This is a genomic window from Cupriavidus pampae, assembly GCF_914271485.1.
Classification (GTDB): Bacteria; Pseudomonadota; Gammaproteobacteria; order Burkholderiales; family Burkholderiaceae; genus Cupriavidus; species Cupriavidus pampae.
Genome location: NZ_CAJZAG010000011.1, coordinates 104,114 through 122,520, shown reverse-complemented (window position 1 = coordinate 122,520; position 18,407 = coordinate 104,114). Strand labels below are relative to the sequence as shown.

Below are 18,407 nucleotides of genomic sequence, written 5' to 3'. Positions count from 1 at the left end.
TGCAACTTATGAATTTCGAGATTCCGCAGTCCCTGATTCACCCGCTGCTCGCAATGATCCAGGCCGAGTCGCCACTGGCCCGGCAGTTGAAGGAACACGGCATCTGTCACGGCAGCATGTCAGTGTCGGCTCGCCTGTTTGACGCGCAGTCGCTCAATACGCTTTACACGTTGAGCAAGGCGCAGAACGAGCGCGAGCTTCTGTTCCAGATGCTCGCGCTCGATAACATCTACAACGCACCGCAGGCCCGCACCATTCCCGGTCTGGAGATGCTGGTCGCGGGACTTGTCGCCTACCTGTCGCGCGATGTCATTGACGGTTGGCTCTACCAGCGCAGCCGCGACGGAATACTGCTGCCATGGTTGGTCCAGCGCATTCGTCACGTAGAGCCCGAGCAGGGCATGGCCTACGTTGCCATCGACATGTTGGCGAACACCATGCTGTCCGCCAACTCGGAGCTGACCGACCCCGCACGACGCAGGGCGGGCATGACGACTTCAATCATCGTCACGCGAGACGAGATCGTCGACCGTACCATCCCGCAACTTCTCGCCGATTTTGGCTTCTTCAAGGAGTGCGCGGAATTCCGGCAGGAGTACGAACGGCACGCGCAACTCTTTGTGCGCTACCAGCGCAGCTTCGGCGCACAGTACATTGCCACGGGGTCCGCGCTCACCGTTGAAGGCAAAAGCACCGTCACGCTGGCGCGTCTGGGCGACGGCGTAGCGGCTCGCTGCATCAATGACGAAGAACGGCTCGAGCGCCGCTTCGAAGTGACCTGCGACGCTGAGTTCTGGCGCAGGGCCGGCGTTGCCACCGGCTTTGAAAAGATGCCGCTGCACAGCTACGTGCATCTGTTCCATCTGGAATGGCACCGGAACATCTGGGTGCATGTACAGCACCTGAGCGAGTACCAATACCGGCCCGATGTGCGCGAGAAATTGGTGCTGCCAGACCATCACCGCGACCTGATCGATATTCTGACGTCGCATATGGACGTCCTGGTCCAGGATTTCGTGCCGGGCAAATCGGGTGGCACGACCATCCTTTGCCAGGGCGCGCCCGGGCTCGGTAAGACCTTGACCGCGGAGGTCTATGCGGAGGTCGTCGGCAAGCCACTCTACCGCGTGCATTCCGGACAGCTGGGTACGACCGCCGCATCGGTCGGCGCGAGCCTTATGGAGATACTGCGCCGGGCCATGCGCTGGAATGCGGTGCTATTGCTGGACGAGGCCGATGTCTACATCCGCCGCCGCGATAACGACCTGGAGCACAACGCCATCGTTGCGGAGTTTCTGCGCACGCTGGAGTATTTCAGCGGTCTGTTGTTCATGACCACAAATCGCACCGGCGACGTCGATGATGCCATCCTGTCGCGTTGCATTGCCACCATCCAGTACGAGACGCCGGGCAGAGAAGATGCGGCGCGTCTATGGCGCCTGCAAGCAGATCAGTGCGGCGCGACGCTGGACGACGAGCTGGTGGACGTATTGACCGCCGCCTATCCGAAAGCGAGCGGACGCGACATCAAGGAGTTGATGAAACTCGCTACCCGCTATGGCAAGGCAAAGCAGACCGCGCTATCGGAAGATGTGTTCAGGCTATGCGCGCAGTTCCGCGCCATTGATCCAATGACGTGATAGCGGAGAGGGTGCCCGGGCGCACCCGAAAATTTCTTGACGAAAAATTAGATGTTGTCTACCATCTATTTAAGATGGTTAGCGACCACAAACAAGTGGGCGGCCACATTTGATCGACTTCAGGAAGCGAAAAATGGACATCAAGGACTCGGTTGTATTCGTCACCGGCGCAAGCCGCGGTTTGGGTCTTGCGTTTGCGCGTGAGGCGTTGGCTCGGGGCGCGGCAAAGGTGTATGGCGGTGTGCGTAATCCGGCGGCGTTCAACGAGCCAGGCATCATCCCAGTCGCGCTGGATGTTACGGACCCGGCATCGATTGCGGCGGCAGCAGCGTTGGCGAAGGACGTCACCATACTCGTCAACAACGCGGGCGTTGCCGAAATCACTGGCTCGCCGTTTGCCGATCATGCCGAAGAACAGGCGCGCCGGATCTTCGAGACGAACTATTACGGCGTCATGCGTGTGACACAGGCCTTCGAGTCGATCCTGCCTGATGACGGACGCGGCGCAATCGTCAACGTGCTTTCCGACGTGACGTGGAAGACGGCTCCCCCGCTTGCCTCGTATGCAGCATCAAAGGCCGCCGCGTGGAGCTACACAAACAACATTCGTGTGCAGCTGAAGGACCGGAATATCTCGGTGGTGGGTTTGCATGTCGGGTTCGTCGACACGGATCTCACCAAAGATTTCGACGTTCCCAAGTCCAGCCCCATTGCGGTCGCCAGCCAAGCCTACGACGCACTGGAAGCCGGTGCCGGCGAGGTGTTGGCGGATGCCGGCACCAAGGCGCTCAAGCGCACGCTTTCTCTGGACGTGCCGGGCTACATCGACCCGGAGGTTCTTGCCGCCGCATGAGATGACGCGTTGCTTCGCGACGCGGAAGAAGCGACAGTTCGCGCGAGTGAACTGTCGCTAAACGCACGGCGTGTCGGTATCAACACAGATTTCGTCGTTCCTGCCAATTGGCGGTAGCGCGCCAACGCTGCATTCTTCCTATACCGAATCCTCAGTCGAGTAAGGAAGATGACCAAGCGCGCACTCGTCGTCATTGACGTCCAGAATGAATATATCGAGGGAAACTTTCGTATCGAGTATCCCCCGACCGAATCCTCGCTCACTCAGATCGCGAAGGCGATCGACGCCGCAAACGCCGCGGCTATTCCGGTAATCGCAGTCCAGCATCTATTGCCCGCCGATGCGCCAATCTTCGCCGAGGAAAGCGAAGGTGCCGAGTTGCATCCAACTGTCGCGGTACGTCCCTACAGCGTCTTGATCAAGAAGGCCTTGCCAAGCGTTTTCTCGTCCGAGGCGTTCGGCCCATGGCTCAAAGCGCACGCGATCGACACGTTGACCATCGTTGGATATATGACTCACAACTGCAACGATGCAACGGCGCGGGAGGCCATGCATCGGGGCTATCACGTGGAAGTCTTATCCGACGCGGCGGGATCCCTGCCATACAAGAACAAGGGCGGAACAGTGAGTGCGGAAGAGCTTCACCGCAGCACGCTGACGGTCATGGAATCCGCGTACGCCGCGGTCATGACGACCGATCAATGGATGTCCAGCCTGAGCGCATCGGTTCCGCCGCGCCCCGACAACATCTATTTTTCTAACCAACGTGCTCTGGGACGGATGTAAAAGATGTCGGCCCCAACAACTGAGCATATCGCCACCACGCGTGGCGGCACCGAGTGGCACATCGCAGGCGAGTGGTTCGACGTCTGCTCCTGCAACTCCCCATGTCCATGCACCTTCGCGCAGCCGCCCACAAACAACCATTGCGAGGTGCTTTGGGCGTACCGGATCAACTCGGGTCACTACGGCGGAACTCCAATGGCCGGGCTGCATGTTGTCTTGCTCGCCGGCTTCGATGGCAATCTTTGGGGTGGCGCGATGCTCGACTGCGGCTTCTTCTTCGATGCCAGGGCGAATGAGATTCAGCGCGCGGCATTGGTGAATATCTTCACCGGGAAGGCTGGAAGCTGGATGTCTCAGTTCGTGCCAACGCACGTCCGCCAGGTGAATGGCGTCGAGTTCGCCGACATTGCGGTAGAGATCGACAGCAAGCTCGAGCGCTGGAGCGTGAAGATCGACGATCGTGTCGATGCGAGTGGAACGCCGATGTACGGGCCCACGTCTGACCAGTCAAAGCTCCTTCAGAGCTTCAATCCACCGGGAAGCGAGGTTGGTCCGACCACTGCGCCGGTGACGTGGGGAACGGGAATGGGTGGCCGTTGGACGGCCTTTGGCTTCGAGCAGAATATCCCGGCGGGCCAGGCGAGCAAGCACATCCCCTTTGACTGGCACGGGACCGACCATTCATGAGGGCCGCAGCTTCCGCCTGGCGCTCGGCGATCCATTCGCTCGGGCGTGGCGCGCCAATCGCGGGCTGGACCGTTCTCATCGTCGGCCTGAGCGCCGCCGCCTGGCTCTACATGCTCTTCTTGATGGGCGGGATGGACCATCAATCGCAAGGGCAGCTGCATGACCTGCCGGTCTTTCTGGTTGGCTGGATCGTCATGCTTACCGCCACGATGTTGCCGTCAGAGCTGAACTATGTCGCCGCCTTCGCCATTCTGCTCAGAGGTCGAGGGAAGTCTCCGGTTGAACGTCAGCGCATGATCGTAGCGTTTATTGCTGGCTATGGCATTGCCTGGAGCGCTTATGGACTGCTGGCCTACGCGTTGGACTCGGCCTTCCGCCTGGGCGCTTTCGAATGGGTTGCCTGGAACCAGACCAGCCCGTATCTGGCTGGCGCCACGCTCGTGCTGGCGGGCGCCTATCAGTTCTCCACACTCAAGCATGCGTGCCTGACAGGCTGCCGCTCGCCGCTCTCCTTTTTTTCGCGTTATTGGGGGGAAGGCAACCTCGGAGCGATCGGCATGGGCGTCAGGCACGGAATGGTTTGCGTTGGTTGCTGCTGGGCATTGATGGCGGTGATGTTTGCCGTCGGCGTCATGAGCTTTTCGTGGATGGCCTTGCTGACCGTCTTTATGTTTGCCGAAAAGATGTTGCCCCAGGGAAAGAGGCTTGCGGCCCCCATTGCCGTTTTTCTCATCGTGATGGGACTTTGGGCTGTGGCGGCACCGGAAACCGCGCCTCTGCTCCAGCCCCATTTCCTATACGATTCCGTGATCTGCTACGGGCGCTAGACCATGCAACGACATATCGAGATCGGCATCGTCTTGTTTCCCGGTGTACAGCTCGCAGCCGTATATGGGCTGATCGATCTCTTTGCGATTGCCAATGAATTCGCGGGGAGGCGGGGCGGCGAGGATGTCGCTTCGCTGCATATCACGCAGTGGCGACAGCATCCGTCAGAGCAGGAGCCGATGAGGGACGCCCCGATCGTTCACGATCGGAGCAGTTCTCCCGCCGTATTGCTGCTGCCGCCATGCCTCGGTGATCCGTTGTCGCGGGAGCAAGCCGAGTTCTTTGCGGGGTGGTTGGCACGGCAGCATCGGAACGGGACCACACTGGCTTCCGTCTGCGGAGGCGCCTTCCTTCTCGGAGAGACCGGGTTGCTGGCGGGGCGTACCGTTACCACCCACTGGGCGCTCGCCGACGCCTTCCGGCAGCGCTTTCCCGAGGCATTGTTGAATGCGGACCGATTGCTCATCGATGACGGGGACATCATCAGCGCAGGCGGAATGATGGCTTGGACGGATCTTGGTCTGAAGCTGGTGGATCGCTTTCTGGGACCCACGGTGATGTGTGACACCGCCCGCTTTCTACTGGTCGATCCGCCGAATCGCGAGCAGCGCTATTACAGCGTGTTCTCCCCTGATCTGACGCATGGCGACCCAGCGATACTGAAGGTTCAGCATTGGCTGCAGGCGACCGGCGCGAAGGATATGTCGCTCGCCTCCCTCGCCGTCCGAGCGGGGTTGGAAGAGCGAACCTTGCTACGTCGTTTTCGAAAGGCGACCGGTTTGACGCCAATCGATTATTGCCAGAGAGTGCGCGTGGGCAAAGGCTGCGAATTGCTGCAGTTCGGACATCTGGCAATCGACGCCATCGCATGGGAAGTCGGATACGGCGACCCGAGCGCCTTCCGGAAAGTCTTTCAAAGGATCATTGGGCTGACGCCTGGCGAATATCGTCGCCGATTCAGTGTGGAACGCGGATAAAGGGCATCCGATCCTCCACGCGGCAGGCACATCAGTCGTCCCCTCCCTTGAGTACGTCGAGCGCAGCGCCACACGCGCCGCGCAGTTGCTCGCGCATCAGCTTCTGGGCGTCGTCGCCTGACTGCTGAACGATGGCATCGCGGATACGAACGGACTGGTCGAACGAAATTCGCATGCGTCCGCCCCGGGCCATGGCGATGCGCCGCAGGCGTCGTACGGGTCCAATCAGGCCCCGATGTGTTTCCTGCAGCGTGCGGTTGTCCGCGATCGCCATGATGATCGTGTAGAAGCGATCGAGCGCGTCTACGTAGCGACTGGCGTCGCCAGCGTCTACCGCCGCGCGCATCGCATCGAGTACGTCATCGAGTTGCGCGGTGCCCAGCGCATTGATCCGTTCCGCGGCTTCCTGTACCGCGAGGCATTCCAGGGCAGCCCGCACCGTATAAATCTCTTCCACATCTCTCGGCGTGACGATACGGACTAGCGCGCCGACACGCGGGAGGATGGTCACGAGTCCTTCACGCTCCAGTTGAGAGAACGCCTCTCTCATCGGCGTGCGGCTGACATTGAGCTGCTTGGCGATCTGGACCTCAGACAGACGACTGCCCGCCGCCAGCACGCCATCCACGATGGCTTCGCGAAGCGCCGGCACCACCAGCCCTTCACTCAGCGAATCGCCTAGCGCGGGCGTTGTCCGCAGACGTTCGTGATGCTTACTCGCGATCGTTTCCAGCGTTTGCACTGTCGACATTGACTTCTCCCGGGTCAGTGTATACCCTGTATACAGGGTGTTCGAAGTATACACGAAGGAGGCCGCAATGGGGCCAGATTCGTTTTCATCTCCTGTGCTCATCGAGCGCAGTGGCGGCGTCTTGACGTTCATCATCAACCGGCCGCACGCGGGCAACGAGGTGTCGGGACCGATGTTCGAGGCGATGGTGGCCGCGTTGCGGGGGGAAGTCGAAAGGCCAACCGCGCGTGTGCTACGCCTCCGAGCAGCCGGCGATGTGTTTTGCCGGGGCCGCGAGCGGGCGGGGCGCGATGCCGAAACCGTGCACAGCGAGGTGAGTCAGCTGATCGAGCTGAAACGGCTGTTGCGCTCGACGTCCCTGATTTCGGTTGCGCAGGTGCAGGGCGACGCGCTGGGGTTTGGCTTTGGGATTGCCATTCTTTGCGACTTCACCCTCGTGTCGTCGAGCGCGTCCCTCGGGTTTCCCGAGATGCGAAAAGGATTGCCGCCCGCCGCCATCATGGCGTACCTCGGCAACTACGGTCTTCCCAAGCAGCTGTTTCCCATGCTGCTGTTCGGCGACGCCATTACACCAGCCGACGCGTTGCACGCGGGCCTTATCACCCAGATGTCCGACCCCGCGCGCCTGCAAGCCGATACGGATGCGCTGATCGCGCGCGTGGTCGGTCTTGACGATGCTGGCGCACGTCAGTGCAAGGCCTTCTTCCAAGCCGCGCAGGAAGGCTCCGTCGAGCAGAATTTTCGCTGCGCGACAGAAATGCTGACGGCAACCAGCCTCCGGATTCTGGAGCGCCATCGTGCCTCCGCTTCACTTCAAGGTGAGTGAGGAAAATTCCATGAACACAACCAACACTCCGCATCATGAAGCGCTGCTCTTCATCGATGGCGAATGGACCCAGGCTGCCGACGGCCGCACGCTGGAGATCGTGAATCCCGCAACCGGTAAATCCATCGGTTCGCTCGCGGTAGCTTCGCAGCACGACGTCGATCGCGCGGTGCGCGCGGGGCATGACGCATTCGAGCGCGGTGCGTGGCGCGATATGCCCGTCCAGCAAAAGGCGCGCGTGCTCAACCGCTTTGCGGACTTGTTCGAGGCGGACCTCGAGCAGTTCTATCAGCTCGAAACGCTGAACAATGGACGGCCGACCAATGAGACGCGCGCGCAGATCGGACGCCTTCCCCAGTTTTACCGGTACTTCGCCGCGCTCGCGCTGACGCGCCGCAGTGACGTCATTCCGGTTGAAGGCCCATATCTCTGCTACACGCAGCGCGTGCCACTTGGCGTCGTCGCGCTGATGACGTCGTTCAACCACCCGCTGATGATTCTGTCAAAAAGCCTTGCGCCCGCTTTAGCCACCGGCAATAGCGTGGTGATCAAGGCGTCCGAGCGGACACCACTCACCACGGTGCGACTGGTCCGTCTGTTGCACGAGGCCGGAATTCCGAAAGGAGTGGTCAACGTCGTCAACGGCATCGGAAGCGAAACCGGCGCAGCGTTGGCAAGTCATCCGCTGATTCGCAAGATCGTCTTTACGGGAGGCACCGCAGTGGGACGCTCCATTGGCGAAGCGGCTGCCCGCAACTTTGCGCTGACGACGCTGGAGTTGGGCGGCAAGGGTGCCGTCATCGTGTTTGAAGACTTCGATTTGGAGCGCGCGGTGACTGGTGCCACCTTCGCCGCGTTTATCGGTGCCGGACAGACCTGCGTGTGCGGTGCCCGGATTCTTGTCCAGAGATCGATCTACCGGGCGTTTCTCGAGCGACTGCGCGAGAAGACCGCTGGCATTCGCATCGGCGACCCGGCCGACCCCGACACACAACTTGGCCCGGTGATATCGGAGTCTTCACGTGAGCGCATTCTCGCCATGCTCGAGCGCGCGAAGGCCGATGGCGCGAAGGTGTTGACGGGGGCGCGCGTACCGCCCGGCTTCGAGCACGGCTTCTTTATCGAGCCGACGGTGCTCTACGACGTCGATCCGCAATGCGAGATTGGCCAGGAAGAAGTGTTCGGCCCAGTGACCGTCGTCATGCCGTTCGACGACGAGGCCGATGCGCTGCGCATTGCCAACGGCACGAAGTTTGGCCTTGCGGCATCGGTCTGGACCAACGATGTGGCACGCGCCCATCGCGTCGCCGGCAAGCTCGAGTTCGGCCTGGTGTGGGTGAACGACCATCATCGGCTCGATCCGGCCTCGCCGTGGGGCGGATTCAAGCAAAGCGGCGTGGGCCGCGAGACCGGTATCGAATCGTTCGATCAGTTCAGCGAGGCGCGCGCGGTGACGATCAACACCTCGGGCGAGACCACGGACTGGTATGCCGACGGTGGTGCACCGGCGCGCCTCAACTGAGGAATGGGCGTGAAGACCGATGCCACGACGATGGGATGCGGGCGGCTAGCGCGCGGCGCGACGTTCGCGGTCACCCTCGCCCTCTCCCTGATGCTCGCCGCCTGCGCCGTCGGCCCTGACTATCGTCGGCCAACGGTGCAGATTCCGGCAGGCTTCAAGGAGGGGGTCAGCTGGCAGCGCGCGCAAGCGAATCCGGCCGCATCGATATCGAGTACCTGGTGGCGCATGTATCAGGACGACACGCTCGACGGACTCGTCGAGCGTGCGCTGAAGGCGAACCAGTCCATTGTGGCCGCCGAGGCCGCCTATCGTGTCGCGCTGGCAACCGTGCAGTCCAACACGGCCGCGCTTTTTCCGATCGTGACGGCCGGCGCCTCAGGGACGCGCACCGGCATCGGTGGCAACGTGACCCAGGCGGCGTCGGGCACTTCATCGCTCGGGAGAACCGCGACGCCGGGCGTTTTCAATAGCGTAAGCGCATCCCTTTCGGTGAACTGGGAGCTCGATCTGTGGGGCGGAATCCGCCGTCAGATCGAATCGGCGAAGACGAGCGCGCAGGCGAGCGATGCGCAGCTCGCTGGTGTTCAGTTGTCGATCGCCGCCAGCGTGGTGCTCAATTACTTCGCGCTGCGGCAGGCCGATTACGACATCGACTCGCTGACGCGTCAGCAGAATATCGATAGCAAGATCCTCGAGATGACCCGAGCGTCTTATCGCGAAGGTGCATCGTCGAGCAACGATGTACTGGTCGCGCAGGATGTGCTGGACGCGGTCATCGCGAACCTGCAAGCGTCCAGGATAGCTCGCGAGCAGGACGAACATGCGATAGCCGTGCTCACAGGCGTGCCGCCAGCGGCAGTCGATATCGCATCGGACCCGGCGTACACATTCCGCGCCCCTCAATTGCCGCTCGCGCTGCCGTCCCAGTTGCTCGAGCGCCGCTACGACGTGGTGAGTGCCGAGCGCCTTGCCGCCTCCGCGAACGCGAAGATTGGCGCAGCGGTGGCAGCGTTTTTTCCGGATCTCACGCTATCCACCACAGGGGGCTTTCAAAGCAACACGTTCGCCCGCCTGTTCTCGTTGCCGAGCCGATTCTGGACACTCGGCCCCGATGTCGCCGCGACGATCTTCGATGCCGGTGTGCGTAGCGCGGCGGTGACCTCGGCCCGTGCGAGCTATGACGAGCAGGTGGCGACGTATCGCAACACGGTGCTAACGGCGTTTCAGAGCGTCGAAGACAGTCTGTCATCGATCAACCATCTGCGTACGCAGGAGCAGTCCTCCGCGGACATCCTGCATCGCAACCAGCAACTGTTCGCGACCGTCGAGGCCCAGCGCAGCATTGGGACGTCAAGCGAGGAGGATCTGCTCGATCAGCAGCTCACGCTGATCGAGGCCGAGCAGAGCCTGCGCGACACGCAGTCGGCGCTTGCACAGAGTGACGTCACGCTGATCAAGAACCTCGGCGGCGGGTGGTCGGCGGATGGCACCAACGCGGCGTCGACGACCACCAGCCTGCATGTACGGTCTTGAACCGGACTGGAGTTTCCCTTCCATGAAGTTGTCCCCTTATCGCGTGTCGGTGCTGCTGCTGAGCGTCGTCATGCTGGCCGCCTGTTCGCACGGCAATCCACCGGCACCGCCGCCTCCTACCGTGGCGGTAGTGGTGGCCCGACCGCAGAGCGTGCCGCTGATGCGGCAGTTCGTCGGGCGCCTTTCGCCGTATTACAGCGCCAACGTGACGGCGAGGGTGTCGGGTGTGCTGACGAAGCGCGTCTATACCGAGGGCAGCGAAGTCCGGGAAGGGCAGGTGCTGTTCGATATCGATCCCGCGTTCTACAAGACCCAGCTCGATAGTGCCATCGCGCAGCTTGCGCAGGACCAGGCGACCTACGTCGACGATCGCATCACCGCCGAGCGCAACCGCAAGCTGCTGCCAGTGGGATCGGTATCGCAGCAGACGGTCGATAACACCGACGCCCTGGAGCGTAGCGCCGCAGCGAAGGTGCAGGCGGATCGGGCACTGGTCGACAGCGCGCGCATCAGTCTCGGATATACCCGCGTGACGTCGCCGATCGACGGCATTGCAGGACAGCAACTGGTGACGGCAGGGGCCGTCGTTGGCAACGGCACGAACGACGTCGGCACCGGCGGTACGTTACTCACCACGGTCCAGCAGATCGATCAGGTCTACGTCAACTTCACGATGAGCTCTGCCGACCTGACGACGCTGCGACTATCGCAGGACGTTGGATCGGTCGACCTCGCAAAGCAGAGTGCCACCACGGTGCAGGTCGGTTTGCCCAACGGCGCACCCTACGACCACGCTGGCACACTCGACTTCTCGGATGTGGCTGTCAACGCGACGACAGGCGCCGTCAACCTGCGCGCGTTGGTGCCTAATCCTCGGCACTTGCTGCTGCCCGGGATGTACGTGACGCTCAATGCGAACTTCGGGCGGCAGAACGATGTCTTCCTGATTCCACAGCAGGCGCTGCTGCGCGATACGCGCGGGGCTTACCTGCTCGCCGTCGGGCCGGACGGCAAGGTGGTGCGCAAAGACGTCGATGCGAGTACCAGCCAGGGGACCGACTGGATCATCACTAAAGGTCTCGTGCAAGGCGACCGGATCGTGGTCATGGGTATGCAGGCCGTACGCGAGGGCAGCCAGGTGGCGACGACACCATGGCAGCCGCCCGCACCGTCCAGCATGGTGCGGAGTTAAGACATGTCCATGCCCGGTTTCTTTATCGATCGACCCGTATTCGCCTGGGTCGTCGCCATCCTGATTTCTCTGTTCGGTGCCATCGCCATGCGCAGCATGGGGATCGACTCGTATCCGGAAATCGCGCCGCCGCAGGTGACGATCACCGCGAACTATCCCGGTGCGAGCGCCGCGACGATGGAGTCGACGGTGACGCAGGTAATAGAGCAGCAGCTCACCGGCATCGACAACCTGCTGTACTTCAGTTCAAACTCGAGCGCGAACGGCCAGACCGTTATCACGCTCAGTTTTGCCACCGGCACCAACCCCGACATCGCGCAGGTGCAGGTCCAGAACAAGGTGACGCTTGCCGCGCCGCTGCTGCCCGCGCAGGTCACCCAGCAGGGCGTGGTCGTCGCCAAGGCGAGTCCCGATATCCTGATGTTCATTGCGTTGCGCTCGAACAGCCCATCGGTGGACGCGGCGCGGCTCAGCGATATCCTTGCCTCGCAGATACAGCCTGTGATTGGGCGGATCAGCGGCGTTGGCAATACGACGTTGCTCGGCTCGGAGTATGCGGCGCGCATCTGGATCGATCCGGACAAGCTGCAAGGCTATGGGCTCTCGACGACCCAGGTCCTCAATGCAGTCAATTCCCAGAACGCACAGTTTGCGGCGGGCGCGCTCGGCGCGGACCCCGCAGTGAAAGGCCAGGTCTTTACCGCGACGGTATCCGGCGACAGTCTCTTCTCGTCGCTGCAGCAGTTCCGCGACATCATTCTGCTTTCGAGAAGCGACGGTACGACGGTGCGACTCTCCGATGTGGCGCGTGTCAGTTTTGGTGCGCAGACGTACGGGATCGCGCCGGTCTATGACGGTAAGCCGGCCGGCGGCCTCGCGGTCTTTCTGCTGCCGAGCGCCAATGCACTATCGGTGGCGAACGCGGTCAAGGCCCAGATGAAGGACCTCTCGCGGGACCTTCCCGCTGGCGTGACGTGGAGCGTGCCTTATGACACCACGCCATTCATCACGGCCTCCATCACCGACGTGGCCTACACGCTGATCGAGGCCATCGCGCTGGTGTTCGTCGTGATGTTGGTCTTTCTGCAAAACCTGCGGGCCACGATCATTCCGACGCTGGTCATCCCGGTGGCGTTGCTCGGCACCTTTGTCGGCCTTTCCCTGCTGCACTACACCTTGAATCAGCTCACGCTGTTCGGGATGGTGCTGGCGATCGGTATCGTGGTCGACGACGCGATCGTGGTGATCGAGAACGTCGAGCGCATCATGAGCGAGGAACACGCCGAAGCGAAACCCGCGACGCACAAGGCCATGGGGCAGATTACGGGCGCGATCATTGCGATTACCGTCGTGCTGTCGGCGGTGTTCGTGCCGTCTGCGCTGCAGCCGGGTGCGACGGGGATTATCTACGCACAGTTCGCGGTGACCATTGCCGTGTCGATGCTGTTCTCCGCGTTTCTTGCAATGTCGTTCACGCCAGCGCTGTGCGCCGCCATCCTCAAGCCCGTCCACGCTGACAAGAAGGGAGTGATATTTCGCGGGTTCAATCGCGGCTTCGAGTGGATGTCGCGGACCTACCTTGGGCACGTCGGCCGGGCCGTGCGTCATGCGCCGCGCTGGATGATGGGCTTTGTACTGCTTCTCGCATTGACCGGGTTTCTGTACACGAAGCTACCGACGGGCTTCGTTCCGGACGAGGATCAGGGCTTTATCCTCGTGCTCGTGAACCTGCCGTCGGGGGCGACGCTGGAGCGCACGAATCGCGTGATGGGCGAGGTACGCCAGAAGCTGCTTAGCAGCCCGGTTGGGAAGGATATCGACGCCATGTTCCAACCGGTGGGATTCAGCTTCGTGGGCACCAGCGAGAACGTCGGTATGACGTTCATCAAATTGACCGACTGGAGCAAGCGCTCGCAGAGCGCGATGGATTTGATACCGCAGGTCAATCAGATCCTGCACGGCATCACCGATGCACAGACTTTTGCCACCGATCTGCCGACGATTCGCGGCCTGAGCCAGTTTGGTGGCATCGACATGTATCTGCAGGCACGGGCCGGGCAATCACGTGACCAGTTGGCAGCCGCCGAGGCCACGCTGCTCGAGAGCGCGGGCAAGAGCCCCGCCTTATACGGGATTCGGGCCAATTCGCTGCCGAGCGCGCAGCAGTTGCGGATCGCGGTGGATCGCACGCAGGCGGAATCGATGGGGCTATCGCTGACGGATGTCTACAACACGATTCAAATGCAGCTCGCGCCCTTCTTTGTGAACCAGTTCACCTACGGCGGTCGCGTGAAGCGTGTGTACATTCAGGCGGATGCCCCATATCGCATGGACCTCGGCGCGTTCGGACATCTCTTCACGCCGGCGGGGACGACGAGCGGGACCGTGGCGGGAACAACTGCAGCCACTGCCGCCAATCCTCTGGCTCCGGTGAATCCATCGATCGCCAACACCTTGGTCAGTCCGTACAACATGGTGCCGCTGTCGAGCGTGGTGAATACTCAGTGGGCATATGCGCCGACGGTGCAGCCGCGGTATGACGGTTTTTCCGCCGTCGAGATCGTCGGCAACCCAGCATCGGGTTATTCCACTGGGCAGGCCATGCAGGTGCTGCAGGACATCGTTGACCAGAAGCTTCCGCACGGATTCGCCGCGGACTGGACGGGTCAGTCTTATCAGGAACTGCTGGCGGGGTCTTCCGCGACCACGCTGATGGCGCTTTCCATCGTTGTCGTATTCCTGTGTCTTGCCGCGCTCTACGAGAGCTGGTCGATCCCGGCTTCGGTACTGCTGGTGGCACCCATCGGGATGCTCGGCATGCTTGCGTTCGTTCTGTGGCACCACATGCCCAACGATATCTACTTCAAGATCGGTCTCGTCACGGTCATCGGGCTTGCCGCGAAGAACGCCATTCTGATCGTCGAGTTCGCCGTTGAAGGGCAAGCACGCGGACTGAAGCTCTATGACGCTGTCGTAGCGGCGGCACGGCTGCGCCTGCGCCCGATCCTGATGACGTCGATGGCATTTATCCTCGGTGTTTTCCCGCTAGTAGTGTCCACTGGCGCTGGTGCGGCATCCCGGCATGAGATCGGCACCGGCGTGATCGGCGGAATGCTCGCGGCGACTGTGCTCGGGCTGCTGTTGATTCCCGTGTTCTATGTCACAGTCAGACGGCTACTCGGAGACAAACTCGACGAGGCGCCGCAAGAGCGGTCATGAGCATGTCTTTCGGGGTCGAGAGCGCTATAACGCGCGCTGCGCTATCCGTCGCAAATCGAGCGCGAAGCTTCGCCATAGAAGGGCGCTGGTTGCGCCAAACGCGATGCACAGGCCTAGCCAGACACCCTCGCCACGCCAGCCGAGCCAGGTGCCGAGGAGAAGTATTGCCGGGAGGCCGATCAAGCCATAGCCGATCATTACCGGCCTTGCCAGCGTGACCACGGCGGCATCCTGGCCGAGGGAGGTCAGGCAAAAGCTCAATCCGACGAGCAGACCGCCAGCGACAAGTGCGACGGTGGTGGCCAAGAACAATGCGGACCGAATGAGGTCGCGGATTTCTTCTTCTGCGATGGCGTCGATGCCAACATGCCCGGTACGCCGTTCGCCTTTGCCAATCGCTGCGGCAATCAGATTGCCCAGGCCGGTCACCATGCCCACGCACATGGTGCGGAACTGGTTATAAAGCAGAAGCGCCAGCCCGCCCGCCGCGAGCGCATCGATGCCGATCAACCCCATCATCGCGAGGTCCGTACTCGTCAACGCAATCTGCGCGAATTGAATCCCGGCGATTGGCGCGGAGAGCGAGATCAGTGCACGGTAGTGACGAGGGAGAGATGGCATCGAGGGGCGGTGGACACGCGTCCAGCGTATTAGACGATGTTCCCGCTGTTGCCAGCAATCGATTTTCCCTACTCCGGCGGGATAGTGGCGCGGTGGCGCACAGAGGAGAATTGGATCCCCGCGGCGCATTGCGCGTTGCACAAAATAAGAATGTACAAGGGAGGGGGCGATGGGGAAAATGTTGGGAACGAGCGGCCTGATATGGATTTTATTGTCCGGTGTCGCGCATGCGCATGGCGGCGGTCTGAATGCCGAGGGTTGTCACTCCAATCGGAAGACCGGTGAATATCATTGCCACCGAGGCGGTGCAGGTTCAAGTGCGCGGTCAGCACAGACTCTCGAGTCCAACACAGCACGGGCGACCGCAACGAAGTCTGACCGATCGGCGCTGAGTGGACCCACCTGCTACACCGGCCCCAGGGGCGGTACATACACGATCACGGCGAGTGGCCGGAAGAATTACGGCGGCTGCTAGTTCGTAGCAACGCGACGCGCGTCTCTTGCGGACGACGCGCTTTAGGTCGATGCTTGCCGAAGGCAAACACCCAACCCCATCCTCTGGAGCTTCTAAATGAACGCCGCAGTCACCGTCCGTCGCATCGGTCCCGATGAGGTAAGCGATTACATCGATCCCTTGTCCGATGTCCTCATCGATTGCGTGGAAGGCGGCGCGTCGGTCAGCTTTATGCTGCCGATCTCACGCGAGACCGCTGGCCGATTCTGGAAGCAGGTCGCCGACGGCGTGACGCGCGACGAGCGGATTCTGCTGGTAGCTGAGCACACCGATGGCCGCGTCGTCGGCACCGTGCAGGTGGTCACAAGCCAGCCCGAGAACCAGCCCCATCGTGCCGATATCGCCAAGATGCTGGTGCATCGGGATGCCCGGCGCCAAGGCGTCGCCCAACAACTAATGACCGCCGCCGACGAAGCCGCGCGCGCGGCGGGCAAGTCAGTGCTGGTGCTCGACACCGTCACCGGCGGCGATGCCGAACGCCTGTACGCACGCGCGGGCTGGGAGAAGGTCGGCGATGTACCGAACTACGCGCTGATGCCAGACGGAAGCTTGTGCGGGACGACGTTCTATCACAAGCAGCTATCTTGATCGCCCCACGCCATAGGTCGCCAAGTGATCTACCGGTTTCTTTAGCATAAATCGGTAGTTTAGCTGCCCAGCTAAACCACCGTTTTTAGCTAAAGCAAGCGTACGAAAGAAGTGAGTCTTCGCTCAACATCACACTCGTTTTAGTGAGCAAACGAAACCTCGTCGGTTTCATTTCGCCGTCACCTCCCCGTCATATCGCTGTCCCGATTGATGCCGACAATCGGGGCCACCACGGGCACTTGTCGCGGTTATCCGCGTCGGGTGCCGGTGTTGGCGGGCCCTTCGGTGGTCGTTGCATTGGTTTCAGGGCCCGTGTTCGCTCACTTCCAACATAACGGGATCCTGCATGCATCGAGCCATTCAGTTGTATCGACGTTTCATTCGCGCATTACTTCTGCTGTCGCTATGCGCAGCGCCGGTCGCCGCGCACGCGAGCACTTACTGGAGCGGTATCGGCCGCGCGCTGCCGGTATCACCGCTGGGCAACGCCGTGGCGCTGTCGTGCCATAACTGCTACGGCAGCAGCACCGCCGCGACTAACGCGCAGGTGGCTACGGCCCTGACGCGCGGGTTTGATCTGATCGAGTTCGATCTGACCTCGCACGCCGACGGGCAGGTGTACGTCGAGCACGGCGACAGCGAGAGCGCGGTGGGCAGCTTCGCCGACGCGCTGGCCAATACCAATCTGCTGCAGAGCGATCGGATGCTGTTTCTGGAGGTCAAGGAGAGCTACTCCACTGCCGCCGCCAGCGACACCATGATGTTGGCCGTACTGCGTGCCGTGCGCGACTGGGGTTATGCCAAGGCCGGACGTCCGGTGTTCCTGCGCGCGTTCATGGATGGTCGCCATCAGCATCTGGTGCGCGCCAAGGCATTGCTCGCGCAATCGGAGTTCGCCAGCATCCGTGACCACGTGCGCTTTCACACGCTGATCGAAAGCAATATCCGCAGCAACATCCGCACGACCAAGAGCCTGGGCTTCGATGGTGTGGAGCTCGAGTACCGCATGACCAGCCTGTTCGGCGCGCTGATGCAGGCCAAGATGCTGGGCCTGGGCGTTGGCGTCTACACCACGCCCGCCAGCATGGGCGAGCTGTATCTGTCCGCGCTGCGCGAGGATGTGGACTTCATCACCACTGAGTACGATCGCGGTGCAACCGCTTTGCCGGTCCAGTCACGCGCGCTGATCGCAGAGCCTACCTCGCTGGTGCATATGAACACCGCCCAGCAGACCGCATGGCCGCTGACGTACGCACGTACCAACTCGACGCGCTATGGCATCGCGCAGAGCGCCACCACGCCGACGCTCGAGCAGCTGGCGGTGACGTCCGACGAAGATCGCGTCGGCGGCAGCATGGTTTTCAGCGGCACGCAGTCGGTCACCACCTGGCAGGCCGACAACGAAACCAATGGCGGCTTTATGGTCAGTGCCGTGGTCAATTTCGACGACCTCACCTCGGGCGCGACGGCAGCAATTATCGCCAAGAGCGACTCGGGCGGCTTTGCGCTCGAGCAGGCCGGCACGCTGCTGCGCTTCGGTGTGTATGTGAACGGTGGCTACCAGTACGCGACGGCGCCGCTGTCGCTGTTCAACGGCACCGACTCGTACTTCATCGTCGGCGCCTATGACGGCAACGGCGCGGTGCGTCTGTGGGTGAACAACGTCGAGCGTACGCCGTCCGTGTCAGTGAGCGGTGGCGTCGGCCTCAACACCAGCCCGATCGTGATCGGTGCAGACCCGCAGGGTGCCACCGATCGTCGCTACTTCTTCAAGGGCAAGATCCAGCAGGTGATGGTGCAACGCTGGCGCGATCATTGATCCTTGATCGGGATCGCGTGTAAGAAGTAAGTCGTAAGGCGGGCCGGCGCG

General features: G+C 61.8%; 16 protein-coding genes. 14 read left to right on the top strand and 2 right to left on the bottom strand.

The window, feature by feature from the left end:
- The first annotated feature begins 8 nt into the window (after positions 1-8).
- The 6 genes from LDO41_RS26075 to LDO41_RS26050 all read left to right on the top strand — a co-directional run bounded on the left by LDO41_RS26075 (position 9) and on the right by LDO41_RS26050 (position 5,771).
- Positions 9-1,640: an ATP-binding protein gene (locus LDO41_RS26075; RefSeq protein ID WP_223993626.1), complete on the top strand. Its 1,632-nt coding sequence runs from the start codon at positions 9-11 to the stop codon at positions 1,638-1,640.
- A gap of 133 nt (positions 1,641-1,773) precedes the next feature.
- Positions 1,774-2,493 (top strand): SDR family oxidoreductase, encoded by a 720-nt coding sequence (locus LDO41_RS26070; protein ID WP_223993625.1) that lies wholly within the window; start codon positions 1,774-1,776, stop codon positions 2,491-2,493.
- Between the two features lie 168 nt (positions 2,494-2,661).
- On the top strand, positions 2,662-3,279 hold the full coding sequence (locus LDO41_RS26065; RefSeq protein WP_223993624.1) for an isochorismatase family protein: 618 nt from the start codon (positions 2,662-2,664) through the stop codon (positions 3,277-3,279).
- Positions 3,280-3,282: 3 nt separating this feature from the next.
- Positions 3,283-3,966 (top strand): DUF1326 domain-containing protein, encoded by a 684-nt coding sequence (locus LDO41_RS26060; protein ID WP_223993622.1) that lies wholly within the window; start codon positions 3,283-3,285, stop codon positions 3,964-3,966.
- Entirely contained in the window at positions 3,963-4,793 is an 831-nt protein-coding gene (locus LDO41_RS26055; RefSeq protein WP_223993620.1) for a DUF2182 domain-containing protein, read from the top strand. The genes LDO41_RS26060 and LDO41_RS26055 overlap by 4 nt, the downstream gene beginning before the upstream one ends.
- A 3-nt stretch (positions 4,794-4,796) precedes the next feature.
- Positions 4,797-5,771 carry a GlxA family transcriptional regulator gene (locus LDO41_RS26050; protein WP_223993618.1) on the top strand — a complete coding sequence of 325 codons (975 nt, stop codon included), beginning with the start codon at positions 4,797-4,799 and terminating at the stop codon, positions 5,769-5,771.
- A 31-nt stretch (positions 5,772-5,802) separates the two neighbouring features.
- On the opposite strand, the gene LDO41_RS26045 is transcribed toward LDO41_RS26050, so the two are convergent.
- The gene (locus LDO41_RS26045) at positions 5,803-6,522 is read right to left on the bottom strand and encodes a GntR family transcriptional regulator (RefSeq protein WP_223993616.1); all 720 of its coding nucleotides are present in this window, start codon (positions 6,520-6,522) and stop codon (positions 5,803-5,805) included.
- Positions 6,523-6,589: 67 nt separating this feature from the next.
- Between LDO41_RS26045 and LDO41_RS26040 the strand changes: the two genes are divergently transcribed.
- Genes LDO41_RS26040 through LDO41_RS26020 form a run of 5 tightly spaced genes read left to right on the top strand, consistent with a single transcriptional unit; the run spans position 6,590 to position 14,814 of the window.
- Positions 6,590-7,348 (top strand): enoyl-CoA hydratase/isomerase family protein, encoded by a 759-nt coding sequence (locus LDO41_RS26040; protein WP_223993614.1) that lies wholly within the window; start codon positions 6,590-6,592, stop codon positions 7,346-7,348.
- A gap of 10 nt (positions 7,349-7,358) precedes the next feature.
- A complete protein-coding gene (locus tag LDO41_RS26035; RefSeq protein WP_223993612.1) occupies positions 7,359-8,870 on the top strand; it encodes an aldehyde dehydrogenase in 1,512 nt (503 codons plus the stop codon).
- A 9-nt stretch (positions 8,871-8,879) separates the two neighbouring features.
- On the top strand, positions 8,880-10,403 hold the full coding sequence (locus LDO41_RS26030) for an efflux transporter outer membrane subunit (protein WP_223993610.1): 1,524 nt from the start codon (positions 8,880-8,882) through the stop codon (positions 10,401-10,403).
- Between the two features lie 22 nt (positions 10,404-10,425).
- Positions 10,426-11,595, top strand: coding sequence for an efflux RND transporter periplasmic adaptor subunit (locus tag LDO41_RS26025; protein ID WP_223993607.1), 1,170 nt, complete (start codon positions 10,426-10,428; stop codon positions 11,593-11,595).
- A 9-nt stretch (positions 11,596-11,604) separates the two neighbouring features.
- Positions 11,605-14,814, top strand: a complete 3,210-nt coding sequence (locus LDO41_RS26020) for an efflux RND transporter permease subunit (protein ID WP_377743570.1) — start codon at positions 11,605-11,607, stop codon at positions 14,812-14,814.
- A 24-nt stretch (positions 14,815-14,838) separates the two neighbouring features.
- Here LDO41_RS26020 and LDO41_RS26015 read toward each other — a convergent pair whose 3' ends face one another.
- Positions 14,839-15,333, bottom strand: coding sequence for an MATE family efflux transporter (locus LDO41_RS26015; RefSeq protein WP_223993603.1), 495 nt, complete (start codon positions 15,331-15,333; stop codon positions 14,839-14,841).
- A gap of 271 nt (positions 15,334-15,604) precedes the next feature.
- Here LDO41_RS26015 and LDO41_RS34385 point away from each other — a divergent pair, with 271 nt between their 5' ends.
- The 3 genes from LDO41_RS34385 to LDO41_RS26000 all read left to right on the top strand — a co-directional run bounded on the left by LDO41_RS34385 (position 15,605) and on the right by LDO41_RS26000 (position 18,356).
- On the top strand, positions 15,605-15,910 hold the full coding sequence (locus LDO41_RS34385; RefSeq protein WP_396022284.1) for a YHYH domain-containing protein: 306 nt from the start codon (positions 15,605-15,607) through the stop codon (positions 15,908-15,910).
- Between the two features lie 96 nt (positions 15,911-16,006).
- Positions 16,007-16,537, top strand: a complete 531-nt coding sequence (locus LDO41_RS26005) for a GNAT family N-acetyltransferase (RefSeq protein WP_223993601.1) — start codon at positions 16,007-16,009, stop codon at positions 16,535-16,537.
- Positions 16,538-16,883: 346 nt separating this feature from the next.
- Positions 16,884-18,356, top strand: a complete 1,473-nt coding sequence (locus LDO41_RS26000) for a LamG-like jellyroll fold domain-containing protein (RefSeq protein ID WP_223993600.1) — start codon at positions 16,884-16,886, stop codon at positions 18,354-18,356.
- Positions 18,357-18,407 lie beyond the last annotated feature (51 nt).

Excerpts from the sequence above, each read along its gene's own strand:
- LDO41_RS26075 (WP_223993626.1), top strand. The coding sequence starts at position 9 with ATGAATTTCGAGATTCCGCAGTCCCTGATTCACCCGCTGCTCGCAATG.
- LDO41_RS26070 (WP_223993625.1), top strand. The coding sequence starts at position 1,774 with ATGGACATCAAGGACTCGGTTGTATTCGTCACCGGCGCAAGCCGCGGT.
- LDO41_RS26065 (WP_223993624.1), top strand. The coding sequence starts at position 2,662 with ATGACCAAGCGCGCACTCGTCGTCATTGACGTCCAGAATGAATATATC.
- LDO41_RS26060 (WP_223993622.1), top strand. The coding sequence starts at position 3,283 with ATGTCGGCCCCAACAACTGAGCATATCGCCACCACGCGTGGCGGCACC.
- LDO41_RS26055 (WP_223993620.1), top strand. The coding sequence starts at position 3,963 with ATGAGGGCCGCAGCTTCCGCCTGGCGCTCGGCGATCCATTCGCTCGGG.
- LDO41_RS26050 (WP_223993618.1), top strand. The coding sequence starts at position 4,797 with ATGCAACGACATATCGAGATCGGCATCGTCTTGTTTCCCGGTGTACAG.
- LDO41_RS26045 (WP_223993616.1), bottom strand. The coding sequence starts at position 6,522 with ATGTCGACAGTGCAAACGCTGGAAACGATCGCGAGTAAGCATCACGAA.
- LDO41_RS26040 (WP_223993614.1), top strand. The coding sequence starts at position 6,590 with ATGGGGCCAGATTCGTTTTCATCTCCTGTGCTCATCGAGCGCAGTGGC.
- LDO41_RS26035 (WP_223993612.1), top strand. The coding sequence starts at position 7,359 with ATGAACACAACCAACACTCCGCATCATGAAGCGCTGCTCTTCATCGAT.
- LDO41_RS26025 (WP_223993607.1), top strand. The coding sequence starts at position 10,426 with ATGAAGTTGTCCCCTTATCGCGTGTCGGTGCTGCTGCTGAGCGTCGTC.
- LDO41_RS26020 (WP_377743570.1), top strand. The coding sequence starts at position 11,605 with ATGCCCGGTTTCTTTATCGATCGACCCGTATTCGCCTGGGTCGTCGCC.
- LDO41_RS26015 (WP_223993603.1), bottom strand. The coding sequence starts at position 15,333 with ATGATGGGGTTGATCGGCATCGATGCGCTCGCGGCGGGCGGGCTGGCG.
- LDO41_RS34385 (WP_396022284.1), top strand. The coding sequence starts at position 15,605 with ATGGGGAAAATGTTGGGAACGAGCGGCCTGATATGGATTTTATTGTCC.
- LDO41_RS26005 (WP_223993601.1), top strand. The coding sequence starts at position 16,007 with ATGAACGCCGCAGTCACCGTCCGTCGCATCGGTCCCGATGAGGTAAGC.
- LDO41_RS26000 (WP_223993600.1), top strand. The coding sequence starts at position 16,884 with ATGCATCGAGCCATTCAGTTGTATCGACGTTTCATTCGCGCATTACTT.